Origin of the sequence: Pseudonocardia sp. SID8383, assembly GCF_009864975.1 — a bacterium.
In the GTDB taxonomy this organism is placed as follows: domain Bacteria; phylum Actinomycetota; class Actinomycetes; order Mycobacteriales; family Pseudonocardiaceae; genus Pseudonocardia; species Pseudonocardia alni.
The window spans coordinates 1-10,201 of record NZ_WWFY01000520.1 but is presented as its reverse complement, the minus strand read 5'-3'; the positions used below and the strand labels follow the sequence as shown (position 1 = coordinate 10,201).

17 protein-coding genes and 3 tRNA genes are annotated in these 10,201 nt (G+C 72.6%); 15 read left to right on the top strand and 5 right to left on the bottom strand.

Translation table 11 applies throughout. From position 1 onward, the window contains the following. Nucleotides 1-951 (bottom strand): ribosome hibernation factor-recruiting GTPase MRF (locus tag GTW08_RS12860; RefSeq protein WP_161151964.1); only part of this gene is annotated, 951 nt, incomplete at its 3' end. Between the two features lie 81 nt (nucleotides 952-1,032). On the opposite strand from GTW08_RS12860, the gene rpmG (GTW08_RS12855) reads away from it, so the two are divergent. The 14 genes from rpmG (GTW08_RS12855) (at nucleotide 1,033) to rplA (ending at nucleotide 6,473) form a co-directional block, all read left to right on the top strand. Next, nucleotides 1,033-1,200 (top strand): 50S ribosomal protein L33, encoded by a 168-nt coding sequence (gene rpmG / locus GTW08_RS12855; RefSeq protein WP_020623297.1) that lies wholly within the window; start codon nucleotides 1,033-1,035, stop codon nucleotides 1,198-1,200. After that, the gene (rpsR, locus tag GTW08_RS12850) at nucleotides 1,200-1,442 is read left to right on the top strand and encodes a 30S ribosomal protein S18 (RefSeq protein WP_073576501.1); all 243 of its coding nucleotides are present in this window, start codon (nucleotides 1,200-1,202) and stop codon (nucleotides 1,440-1,442) included. Before rpmG (GTW08_RS12855) ends, rpsR begins: the two co-directional genes overlap by 1 nt. Nucleotides 1,443-1,445: 3 nt before the next feature. Then, nucleotides 1,446-1,682: a 50S ribosomal protein L28 gene (gene rpmB, locus GTW08_RS12845; protein ID WP_073576500.1), complete on the top strand. Its 237-nt coding sequence runs from the start codon at nucleotides 1,446-1,448 to the stop codon at nucleotides 1,680-1,682. After that, nucleotides 1,682-1,987 carry a 30S ribosomal protein S14 gene (gene rpsN, locus GTW08_RS12840; RefSeq protein WP_073576499.1) on the top strand — a complete coding sequence of 102 codons (306 nt, stop codon included), beginning with the start codon at nucleotides 1,682-1,684 and terminating at the stop codon, nucleotides 1,985-1,987. Before rpmB ends, rpsN begins: the two co-directional genes overlap by 1 nt. Nucleotides 1,988-2,113: 126 nt before the next feature. Beyond that, nucleotides 2,114-2,186 (top strand) — tRNA-Thr (locus GTW08_RS12835). Between the two features lie 40 nt (nucleotides 2,187-2,226). Further along, nucleotides 2,227-2,302 (top strand) — tRNA-Met (locus tag GTW08_RS12830). Between the two features lie 42 nt (nucleotides 2,303-2,344). Then, on the top strand, nucleotides 2,345-2,512 hold the full coding sequence (gene rpmG, locus GTW08_RS12825; protein ID WP_020623293.1) for a 50S ribosomal protein L33: 168 nt from the start codon (nucleotides 2,345-2,347) through the stop codon (nucleotides 2,510-2,512). Between the two features lie 26 nt (nucleotides 2,513-2,538). Continuing rightward, nucleotides 2,539-3,006, top strand: coding sequence for a MaoC family dehydratase N-terminal domain-containing protein (locus tag GTW08_RS12820; protein WP_100878745.1), 468 nt, complete (start codon nucleotides 2,539-2,541; stop codon nucleotides 3,004-3,006). Continuing rightward, nucleotides 3,003-3,452, top strand: coding sequence for a MaoC/PaaZ C-terminal domain-containing protein (locus GTW08_RS12815; protein WP_161151963.1), 450 nt, complete (start codon nucleotides 3,003-3,005; stop codon nucleotides 3,450-3,452). The genes GTW08_RS12820 and GTW08_RS12815 overlap by 4 nt, the downstream gene beginning before the upstream one ends. A gap of 109 nt (nucleotides 3,453-3,561) precedes the next feature. After that, nucleotides 3,562-3,637: transfer RNA gene (locus tag GTW08_RS12810), tRNA-Trp, on the top strand. 132 nt (nucleotides 3,638-3,769) lie between these two features. Beyond that, entirely contained in the window at nucleotides 3,770-4,117 is a 348-nt protein-coding gene (secE, locus tag GTW08_RS12805) for a preprotein translocase subunit SecE (protein WP_062397901.1), read from the top strand. A gap of 58 nt (nucleotides 4,118-4,175) precedes the next feature. Then, nucleotides 4,176-5,159 carry a transcription termination/antitermination protein NusG gene (gene nusG, locus GTW08_RS12800; RefSeq protein ID WP_346009899.1) on the top strand — a complete coding sequence of 328 codons (984 nt, stop codon included), beginning with the start codon at nucleotides 4,176-4,178 and terminating at the stop codon, nucleotides 5,157-5,159. Nucleotides 5,160-5,230: 71 nt separating this feature from the next. Further along, entirely contained in the window at nucleotides 5,231-5,665 is a 435-nt protein-coding gene (gene rplK, locus GTW08_RS12795; RefSeq protein ID WP_073576496.1) for a 50S ribosomal protein L11, read from the top strand. Nucleotides 5,666-5,750: 85 nt separating this feature from the next. Then, nucleotides 5,751-6,473, top strand: coding sequence for a 50S ribosomal protein L1 (gene rplA, locus GTW08_RS12790; protein ID WP_161151962.1), 723 nt, complete (start codon nucleotides 5,751-5,753; stop codon nucleotides 6,471-6,473). Between the two features lie 71 nt (nucleotides 6,474-6,544). On the opposite strand, the gene GTW08_RS12785 is transcribed toward rplA, so the two are convergent. From GTW08_RS12785 to GTW08_RS12770, 4 genes are all read right to left on the bottom strand, one after another. Then, complete coding sequence (locus tag GTW08_RS12785) at nucleotides 6,545-7,645, bottom strand: CaiB/BaiF CoA transferase family protein (RefSeq protein WP_161151961.1); 1,101 nt, start codon at nucleotides 7,643-7,645, stop codon at nucleotides 6,545-6,547. Between the two features lie 59 nt (nucleotides 7,646-7,704). After that, nucleotides 7,705-7,989: a hypothetical protein gene (locus GTW08_RS12780; RefSeq protein WP_161151960.1), complete on the bottom strand. Its 285-nt coding sequence runs from the start codon at nucleotides 7,987-7,989 to the stop codon at nucleotides 7,705-7,707. 92 nt (nucleotides 7,990-8,081) lie between these two features. Next, entirely contained in the window at nucleotides 8,082-8,492 is a 411-nt protein-coding gene (locus tag GTW08_RS12775; RefSeq protein ID WP_062397890.1) for a sterol carrier protein, read from the bottom strand. A gap of 141 nt (nucleotides 8,493-8,633) precedes the next feature. Further along, nucleotides 8,634-9,299, bottom strand: a complete 666-nt coding sequence (locus GTW08_RS12770; RefSeq protein ID WP_238590147.1) for a response regulator — start codon at nucleotides 9,297-9,299, stop codon at nucleotides 8,634-8,636. A gap of 25 nt (nucleotides 9,300-9,324) precedes the next feature. On the opposite strand from GTW08_RS12770, the gene GTW08_RS12765 reads away from it, so the two are divergent. Further along, nucleotides 9,325-10,201, top strand: an 877-nt coding sequence (locus tag GTW08_RS12765) for a sensor histidine kinase (protein ID WP_202417098.1), incomplete at its 3' end; no start/stop codon positions are given.

Here is a 10,201-nt window from a genome sequence, read left to right as displayed (position 1 = left end):
CTGCTCGGCGGCGCCGGCCAGCCAGTCGCCGGCGTGGCCGATCCGCATGCCGCCGCCCGCGCTCTCCACCCACAGCACCGCGCCGGGACGGGTGGCGAGCCAGACCCGGCCGCGGGCCCGCACGACGCCGTCGAGCAGGCTGTCGATCGCGTCGTGCAGCCGGTCCGGGTGGAACGGGCGTCGGGCGGAGAACAGCAGGGTGCGGACGCCGCTGTCGGCGTCCAGCGGGGGTGTCCCGCGCAGCAGCGGGTCGTGCACGCCACCCGGGACGCCGCGGCGGGACGCGGGGTCGAGCCCGTCGCAGAAGACCCGGTGGTCGGCCCGCCCGGCGAGCAGCCGGGGTGCGGTCGGGCACAGCCGGTCCAGGACGGCGGCGGTCCGGTCCGCGCCCCCGGGCCCGACTGCGTGGGTCAGCACCAGGACGTCGGCGAACTCGGCCTGCCCGACGGCGAGCTGGGCGACGGTCCGCTCGTCGTCGGGCAGCGTGGACAGCCCGCGCTCGGGCAGGGTCGCGTCCCCGGTGGCGTCGTCCAGCCAGTGGTCCGGGTCGAGCACGGCCACCACCCCGCGCAGGTCGACGAGGTCGGTCGCGGTGCAGGCCTCGCCGCCACCCGGCGGCTCGAACACCACCGCCCCCAGCGCCCAGCACACCGGCTCCGGTTCCAGGCGCGGGTCCAGGTGCAGCACCACCCGGTCCACCGTCCCGGCCAGCGCGGCCAGGGTCGGCAGCACGTCCTCGCGGATGGTGCAGCTCACACAGCCGTGGGCGAGCTCCAGCACGGTGCGCTCGTCGCGGCCCGCGTCGCGCAGTCGCCGGTGCACCACACCGCGGCCCAGGTCGCGCAGGTCGTGGTGGAGCACGACGACACCCGGGTCCAGCTCGCGCATCCGCGTGATCGTCCGCTCCACCCCGTCGGGCTCGGTCCCGCACAGGACCACCAGCTCGGTCATGTCTTCCTCCCGGAGTCGGACGTGGTCACGGTCCGGTGTAGCGTAAACGAAAACGATTCCCATGTTGAGAGGAGGGGCGCGATGGCCAAGTCGACCGACGTCCGGCCGATCGTGAAGCTGCGCTCGACGGCGGGGACGGGCACGACCTACGTGACCCGCAAGAACCGCCGCAACGACCCGGACCGCCTGGTCCTGCGCAAGTACGACCCGAAGGTGCGCAGGCACGTCGAGTTCAAGGAGGAGCGCTGATGCCCGCACGTCCCAAGCCGGTGCGCGCGCCGCGACGCAAGCCCAACCCGCTGAAGCAGCGGGGGATCGAGCACGTGGACTGGAAGGACGCCGCGCTGCTGCGCACGTTTATCTCCGACCGCGGCAAGATCCGCGCCCGCCGGGTGACCGGACTCACCGGCCAGCAGCAGCGGCAGGTGGCCACCGCGATCCGCAACGCGCGGGAGATGGCCCTGCTGCCCTACCCGCACGCGGGACGGTGAGCGATGGCGAAGCGCTGTGACCTGACCGGCCGCGAGCCGGGCTTCGGCAAGTCGGTCTCGCACTCCCACCGGCGCACCAGCCGGCGCTGGGACCCCAACGTGCAGACCCGCCGCTACTGGCTGGCCGAGGAGAACCGCTGGGTGCGGCTCACGCTCTCGGTGAAGGGGATCAGGACGGTGGACCGGATCGGCGTCTCCGCCGCGGTGGCGAGGATCCGGGCGAACGGGGTGAAGGTCTGATGGCCACGACCGGGCAGATCGCGAAGAACGAGCGACGGAAGGAGATCGTCGCCCGCTACGCCGAGCGGCGGGCCGAGCTCAAGGCGCTCATCGCCCGCCCGTCGACGCCGGAGCCGGAGCGGGCCGCCGCGGTCGCCGAGCTGCGCCGCCAGCCGCGCGACGCCAGCGCGACCCGGGTCCGCAACCGCGACTCGGTCGATGGACGCCCCCGCGGGCACCTCCGCAAGTTCGGGGTGTCCCGGGTCCGGCTGCGCGAGCTCGCACACGACGGCGCACTGCCGGGTGTCCGCAAGTCGAGTTGGTGACGAACGGCGGTTGACCTGCAGGAACCGGGTTCCGGGACCCCCCGTTCGGGGGCCCGGGACCCCGGTGTAAAGTTCTTCCCGTCGGTGAGAGCGAGGCCCTCGGGCCCGCGGGACACCGGTGCTGCCGCCCCCTTAGCTCAGTCGGCAGAGCGTCTCCATGGTAAGGAGAAGGTCTACGGTTCGATTCCGTAAGGGGGCTCTACAAGGGGCCTCGCCGCATGCGGCGGGGCTTCTTGCATGACGGTGTAGCTCAGTTGGTAGAGCAAGCGGCTCATAATCGCTGTGTCGCCGGTTCAAGTCCGGCCATCGTCACCACGTTGGCGCATCATTCACGAGACATGCTGGGAGGCACCCGCGATGGCCAAGGCCACGGACGTGCGGCCGAAGATCACTCTGGCCTGCGAGGAGTGCAAGCACCGCAACTACATCACCAAGAAGAACCGGCGGAACGACCCCGACCGGCTCGAGATCAAGAAGTTCTGCCCGAACTGCGGCACCCACCGGGCGCACCGCGAGACCCGCTGAGTGCGTAGCGAGTCCCGGAGCTGACAGTGGTCGACCAGTCCTGGGTCGGGCACAGTTCGGACCCGGTCGGGCCGTACCAGGTCGGTCGCGAGAAGATCCGCGAGTTCGCCGTCGCCATCGGTGACGGCGATCCGCTCTTCCGTGACGTGGACGCGGCACGTGCCGCGGGTCACGCGGACCTGGTGGCCCCGCCGACCTTCCCGACCTGCTTCACGATGCCGGTCATCGAGGGCTTCCTCCGGGAGCCCGCCTTCGGGTGGGACTACACCCGCATGGTCCACGGCGACCAGCGGATCACGTTCCGCAGGCCGGTCGTCGCCGGCGACGAGCTCACCACGGTGCTGCACGTCGACGAGCTGCGCACCCGGGCCGGCAACCACATGTTGACGCTGCGCTGCGAGGTCACCGACGCGGCGGGCGAGCCGGTGGCGACCACGCACTCGATGCTGGTCAGTCCCGCCGGTGAGGACGCGGGCAGCGAGGGGGACGCGTGAGTGCACCGCTGACCCGGCAGACCGCCGCCGCCTGCGCCAAGGGCGACGCGCTGCCGTCGCTGACCGTGCAGGTCACCCGCGCCGACCTGGTGCGCTACGCCGGTGCTTCCGGCGACCTCAACCCGATCCACTGGAGCGACCGCGTCGCCGCGGTCGCCGGGCTGCCCGGTGTGATCGCGCACGGCATGCTCTCGATGGCCCTCGCCGGCCGCGTGCTGACCGCGTGGACCGGGGATCCGGCCGCGATCCGCAGCTACGGCACCCGCTTCACGCGGCCCGTCGTCGTCCCGGACGACGACGCCGGCGCCACCGTCGAGCTCTCCGGCACCGTCGCCGAGGTGCGCGAGGAGGGCGGGGAGCGGATCGCCGTCGTCGATCTCAAGGCGGCCTTCGAGGGGAAGACGGTGCTCGGCCGGGCCCGCGCCGAGGTCGTCCTCCCGGGGTGAGGCGACCCGGGGTGCGGGCCCGCGGAAGCGGGTGCGTACACTCGTTCCAGCCGGACGCACCGGACGATCCGTTGCGTCCGCCCCGCCGCCACGTGGCGGATCGGGGCAAAGGGGTGTAGCTCAATTGGCAGAGCAGCGGTCTCCAAAACCGCAGGTTGCAGGTTCAAGTCCTGTCACCCCTGCCACGACGCCGCAGGCCGCCGGAGATCACGGCGGTGCGGCCGACGGCACGGACGGCGAAGCGACGAGGGTTCTCCCGAAGCGGAGGACGTGACCGAGGGCGGGCGGACGCCCGCCACGTGCGGAGGGCGACACGCGTGAGCGACGAGCACGAGTCGGAGCGGCCCGGGCGGGAGCGCCCGAGCAACGCCGCCGACCGTCGTGGGCGGCGGGCCTCCGGCTCCGCGAGCACCCCCGGCAAGGGCCGTGCCACCCCGACCCGCGCCACCGCGGCGACGAAGGAGAAGAAGCCGTCGCTCTTCGCCCGCCTCGCCCGGTTCCTGCGCGAGGTCGTCGCCGAGCTCCGCAAGGTGATCTGGCCCGACCGCGGCCAGATGGTGAAGTACACCATCGCGGTCCTGATCTTCGTGTCGATCATGGTGGCGCTGGTGTTCGTGCTGGACTCGGCGTTCGCCGAGGGCGTCGCCCTGCTGTTCGGCAACTGACGCGAGTACGAACGCCGACCGGCTCCGACCGACACCGAACAATGGAAGCGAGTAGGACGTGACCTCCGACAGCAAGGCGTACGACGAGGCGGCCGACGAGGCCGCGATCGACGCCGTCGCCGAGAACGCGGCCGACGAGACGCTGCCCGAGCAGTCCGTCCAGGACGCCGACGTCGAGGCGGCGCACGGTGAGGACGCCGTCTCCGGCGACTACACCGAGGCCGACGACGACAGCACCCCCGGCGCCGAGGCGGAGACGCTGGACGGCGAGGGCGAGACGGTCCCGACCGCCGAGGACGCGGACGACACCGGCGACGCCGTCTCCGGGGACGCCGACGCCGACTCCGGGGACGCCGACTCCGGGGACGCCGACTCCGACGGTGCGGACGCCGCCGCGGAGGAGCCGGCCGAGGACGTGGATCCGGAGGAGGAGCTGCGCGCCGCACTGCGTCGCGCGCCCGGTGACTGGTACGTCGTCCACTCCTACGCGGGCTACGAGAACAAGGTGAAGTCGAACCTCGAGACCCGGGCGCAGACCCTGGACGTCGAGGACTACATCTTCCAGGTCGAGGTGCCCACCGAGGAGGTCACCGAGATCAAGAACGGGCAGCGCAAGAAGGTCCAGCGCAAGGTGCTGCCCGGCTACATCCTGGTGCGGATGGAGCTCAACGACCAGTCCTGGGGCGCGGTGCGGAACACGCCGGGCGTCACCGGTTTCGTCGGCGCGACGTCCAAGCCGTCGCCGCTGACGATCAACGAGGTCGTGAAGTTCCTGCTGCCGAAGGTCGAGGCCCCCAAGAAGGAGGCCGAGGCCGGCAGGACCGCGTCCGGCGGCGGCTCCGGCTCGTCCGGCGGCGCCCCCACCATCGAGGTCGACTTCGAGGTCGGCGAGTCGGTCACCGTCATGGACGGTCCGTTCGCCACGCTCCCCGCGAGCATCTCCGAGGTCAACGTCGACGCCCAGAAGCTCAAGGTGCTGGTCTCGATCTTCGGCCGGGAGACCCCGGTCGAGCTCGGGTTCAACCAGGTCTCCAAGATCTGATCGCACCCGTGAGGAACGTCCGCGGCATGGCAGGGCCGCGTGGCGTGCACATCGATCACTGAGGAACGGACATGCCCCCCAAGAAGCGGAAGCTCTCCGCGATCATCAAGCTCCAGATCCAGGCAGGCGCAGCGACGCCGGCCCCGCCGGTCGGCCCCGCACTGGGTCAGCACGGCGTCAACATCATGGAGTTCTGCAAGGCCTACAACGCGGCGACCGAGGCCCAGCGCGGCAACATCGTGCCGGTCGAGATCTCGGTCTTCGAGGACCGGTCGTTCTCCTTCGAGCTGAAGACCCCGCCCGCGGCGCGGCTCCTGCTCAAGGCGGCCGGTGTCGAGAAGGGCTCCGGCGAGCCGCACAAGACCAAGGTCGCCAGCGTGACCATGGCCCAGGTCCGGGAGATCGCCCAGGTCAAGATGAATGACCTGAACGCGAACGACCTCGACCAGGCCGCCAAGATCATCGCCGGCACCGCCCGGTCGATGGGCATCACGGTCGACGGCTGAGCGAGCCCCCCACACCACCCGTACGCGTGGGAGAGCCGGGCGCGGCTCCGACCACGACCTGACCTCTCTAAGGAGACGAGGACAGATGGCACAGCGCAGCAAGGCCTACCGAGAGGCCGCCGCGAAGATCGACGCGGACCGCCTCTACTCGCCGCTGTCGGCGGCGAAGCTGGCCCAGGACACGTCCAGCAAGAACACCGACGCGACCGTCGAGGTCGCGATGCGGCTGGGCGTCGACCCCCGCAAGGCGGACCAGATGGTCCGCGGCACCGTGAACCTGCCGCACGGTACCGGTAAGACCGCCCGGGTCATCGTGTTCGCCACCGGCGACAAGGCCACCGAGGCCGAGGCCGCCGGCGCCGACGCCGTGGGCGCCGAGGACCTCATCGAGCGGATCCAGGGCGGGTGGCTCGACTTCGACGCCGCCATCGCGACCCCGGACCAGATGGCCAAGGTCGGCCGCATCGCCCGCATCCTCGGCCCGCGTGGCCTGATGCCGAACCCGAAGACGGGCACCGTGACGCCGGACGTCACGAAGGCCATCAACGAGATCAAGGGCGGCAAGGTCAACTTCCGGGTCGACAAGCAGGCCAACCTGCACCTCGTCATCGGCAAGGCCTCGTTCGACACCGAGAAGCTGGTGGAGAACTACGGCGCCGCCTACGACGAGATCCTGCGGCTCAAGCCGTCGGCCGCCAAGGGCCGCTACGTCAAGAAGATCACCGTCTCCACCACCACCGGTCCGGGCATCCCGGTGGACCCGAACCGCACCCGCAACCTGCTGGTCGCGGACGAGGAGACCGACTGATCGACTGATCAGCACCTGACACGACGACGCCCCCGGTTCCCTGCGGAACCGGGGGCGTCGTCGTGTGCGGGTCAGGCCCAGTCGCGCAGGACGTCCTCGACGCTCTCCGGGCCGGTGCCGCGACCGGCGGTCTCGGTGACCGTGCGGGAGAAGCGCGGTGCCGGGGCGGCCTGGGGCACGCCGTCGGAGGTGACGATCGTGCCGCGCGCGGTCAGGTGCGCGTTCTCGCGGGCCTCGGCGAACGACAGCACCGGGGTGGTGCAGGCGTCGGTGCCCTCGAAGACCGCGGCCCACTCGTCGCGGGGCTTGGAGGCGAACACCTCGGTGAACCGGGCCCGCATGGCCGGCCAGCCGCCGCGGTCGTACTGCGGGCCGAGGTCGTCCTCGGTGAGCCCCAGGCCGGCGATGAGCTGGGCGTAGAACTGCGGCTCCAGCGCCCCGACGGCCATGTGCCCGCCGTCGGCGCAGGTGTAGGTGTCGTAGAACGGGGCGTGCCCGTCGAGCAGGTTGGAGTCGCGCTCGTCGACCCAGGCGTCCTGGGACAGGAAGCCCCAGAACATCTGGTTCAGCACGCTGACACCGTCGACCATGGCGGCGTCGACGACCTGGCCCTGCCCGGAGGCCTTCGCCTCCCAGATCGCGGCCAGCACGCCGACGACGAGCAGCATCGACCCGCCGCCGAAGTCCCCGACCAGGTTCAGGGGCGGGACCGGACGCTCCCCGGCGCGGCCGATCGCGTGCAGCGCACCGGTCAGCGAGATGTAGTTCAGGTCGTGCCCGGCGCGCGGCGCCATCGGGCCGTCCTGGCCCCAGCCGGTCATCCGCCCGTAGACCAGGCGCGGGTTGCGGGCGTGGCAGTCCTCGGGGCCGACGCCGAGGCGCTCGGTGACGCCCGGCCGGTAGCCCTCCAGGAGGACGTCGGCGGACTCGACCAGCCGCAGCACGGTCTCCCGGCCCGCCGGGTCCTTCAGGTCCGCGGTGACCGAGCGCCGGCCGCGCGCCGTCGGGTCGGGTACCGCGTCGGACCCGAGCTTCAGCCCGCCCGACGGCCGGTCGACGCGGACGACGTCCGCCCCGAGATCGCCCAGGATCATCGCCGCGTGCGGCCCCGGCCCGATCCCGGCCAGCTCGATCACCTTCAGTCCGGCCAGCGGACCCTTGCCCCGTGTCACCGTGGACCTCCTCGTCGCGCGATCGGTTCCCGGCGACGGTAGCGACCCGGCGCCGGTGCTCAGCCGGTCGACTCGCGAGCCGGCTCCTCGTAGTCCCAGATGTCCTTGCCGATCTCACGGACGGGATGGTCGGTCGCGTCCCGTTCCTGGATCGTGTAGGCGTAGCGGCCGTGCTGCCAGCCGTCCCGCGTCGCGACCTCCAGCAGGCAGGCCTCGGCCCAGCCGTGCCACTCGTCGAAGTCGCGGGGCAGCGGGTCGGGTGCGTCGCACTCGATCTCGGTCATCCGGTGCAGCAAGCCCCGCAGGGGCTGCCAGGCGTGCACGTCCAGCCAGATGTTGTCCATCGCCGGCGCCTCCGTCGGGTGGGGTCGACCCCCAGTCTCGCCGGGCGCCGTCGTGGCGGGCCGGACGGCCGGGGGTCTTCACCCGATCGTGGTCAGGCCTTCAGCAGGTCCTCGCGGCCCTCGGCCTCGAGCTTCGCCTTGTACGGGCCGAAGAGCTGCTTGGCGATCGGCAGCAGCTTGAGGACCTTCGAGACCGGGCCCTTGGCGCGGACGTCGCCCTTGGCCATCGCGACCGGGAGGATGACCTTGCCCAGCCAGAACCGGTTGCCGGTGTCGGCGGACATGAACAGCTCGATGTTCGGGTCGGGGCCCTGCCCGGCGCCGGTGTGGATCTCGGAGTTCGGCATGTCCACGGTCAGGACGGCGTCCGGGTTCGTGTATGTGATCCGCAGGACGACCCCGGACGGCTGCAGCTTCGCCACCAGGTCCGGGTCGGCCATCCCGATCCGGAACACCCCGCCCAGGTACTCGTAGACCTCGGCCTCGTCGGCGAACACGGCCATCAGCGCCTCCTCGCGAGATGTGGCCGGGCAGGATGCCGCCCGGCACGTCGCCGCGAGTCTGTCCCGCGCCGTCCGGGGCGCGCAGCCGATCACCGGGCCAGGCTTGGCCCGTCCGGGCCGTGCGGCGTGCCGGCGCGGACCTCAGCGGCCGGCCGGGTGCTCGTCGAGCAGCCCGCAGCGCCCCGCCAGCGCGGCCGCCTCGATCCGGTTCGCCGCGCCCAGCTTGTGCAGCAGCGAGGCGATCATGCGCTTGGCGGTGCGCTCGCTGACCAGCATCGGGCGGGCGATGTCGGCGGTCTCCAGGCCCCGCGCCAGCAGCGTCCACAGCTCGATGTCGCGCTCACCGAGCCGGTCGAGCAGGCCGTCGGCGGTGCGGTCGGCCGCGACGAGCAGCGCGTCGAGCAGCTCCGCACGCAGTACCCGCACCCCGGCCGCGATCGACAGCAGCGGCGCGACCAGTACCTCCGGGTCGGCGGACTTGCCCAGGTAGCCGTCGGCGCCGGCGCGCATCGCGGCGGCGGCGAGGTCCAGGTCCTCGGTGCCCGACAGCGCCAGCACCCGGGTGGCGGGGTAGGCGGCCTTGACCCGGCGGATCGTCTCCACCCCGCCCAGCGGGGGGAGCGCGAGGTCGACGATCGCGATCCCGGCCCGGTGCCTCCCGACCAGCGCGACGGCGTCCTCCCCGGCGGTGGTCGAGCCCGCGACCCGGAAGGTGTCCCCGGCGCGGGACTCCAGCAGCAGGGCGAGGCCCTGTGCGAACAGGGCGTGGTCGTCGACGATGACGACCACGTGCGGCGCTGTCGGCACGGGCGGCATGGTCGGTGAGCCTAGTGTGGCCGCCGACCCCGTCCGCTCCCGAGAGGCCTCGACCGTGACCGCGCACGCCGGTGAACTGCCCGAACGCACCCGGGAGGAGCGCCAGGCCGTCGTCCTGAGGATCTGCGTCGTGCTCGGCGCTGTCGGCCTGCTGGTGGCCCGGCCGGACCTCACCGGAGCCCGGCCGGTCGTCGCCGCCGTCCTGATCGGGCTGAGCGCGGTCTACGCGGCCGCGCTCGGCGTCGTCTCGGTGCTCCGCGGGCGGCTGCCCGTTCCGCCGGCCGTGCTGACCGGGATCGACGGTCTGCTCGCCCTGCTCGCCTGCGGACTCACCGGCGGGGTGGCGAGCCCGATGGTGGCCGCGCTGCCGCTGGTCGTCATCGCGATCGCGCTCCGCGGCGGGCACCGGCTCGGGCAGCTCGTCGCGCTCGGTCTCGGCGTCGGCTACACCGTGGCGGCGCTACTCGGCTCCGACCCGGGGGTCACGGTCGGCGCCGCGGTCGTCGCGGGACTGTGGTGGACCGGTTTCCTGTTCGCGACGGCGGTGCTCACCGGGGTGCTCGTGCGCCTGCTGGAACGCCAGCTTGCCGACATCGCGACCACCCGCGCCCGGGCGGAGAGCGAGCACGAGCGTTACCTGTCCGAGCGCGCGCTGCGGGACCGGATCGTGTCCCAGAGCCGGGCCCGGCTGGACGGGGCCCGCGTCGTGCTGCACGAGTTCCGGACGCCGGTCGCCTCGCTGACCGCGCTGTCGGCCGACCTCGCCGCGGGCAGGCTGGGCGGGGACGCCGCCCGGCGGGCGTCGCGGCTGCTCGCCGACCACGCCGCCCACCTCCAGGACATGCTCGACGGGCTGGCCGACCTGGCCGTCGCCGACGGCAGCCCGCTCGGGC

Excerpts from the sequence above, each read along its gene's own strand:
- GTW08_RS12775 (WP_062397890.1), bottom strand. The coding sequence starts at position 8,492 with ATGGCCGTGTTCGCCGACGAGGCCGAGGTCTACGAGTACCTGGGCGGG.
- rplK (WP_073576496.1), top strand. The coding sequence starts at position 5,231 with ATGCCCCCCAAGAAGCGGAAGCTCTCCGCGATCATCAAGCTCCAGATC.
- rpmG (WP_020623297.1), top strand. The coding sequence starts at position 1,033 with ATGGCCAAGTCGACCGACGTCCGGCCGATCGTGAAGCTGCGCTCGACG.
- GTW08_RS12780 (WP_161151960.1), bottom strand. The coding sequence starts at position 7,989 with ATGGACAACATCTGGCTGGACGTGCACGCCTGGCAGCCCCTGCGGGGC.
- rpsN (WP_073576499.1), top strand. The coding sequence starts at position 1,682 with ATGGCCACGACCGGGCAGATCGCGAAGAACGAGCGACGGAAGGAGATC.
- rpsR (WP_073576501.1), top strand. The coding sequence starts at position 1,200 with ATGCCCGCACGTCCCAAGCCGGTGCGCGCGCCGCGACGCAAGCCCAAC.
- rplA (WP_161151962.1), top strand. The coding sequence starts at position 5,751 with ATGGCACAGCGCAGCAAGGCCTACCGAGAGGCCGCCGCGAAGATCGAC.
- rpmG (WP_020623293.1), top strand. The coding sequence starts at position 2,345 with ATGGCCAAGGCCACGGACGTGCGGCCGAAGATCACTCTGGCCTGCGAG.
- rpmB (WP_073576500.1), top strand. The coding sequence starts at position 1,446 with ATGGCGAAGCGCTGTGACCTGACCGGCCGCGAGCCGGGCTTCGGCAAG.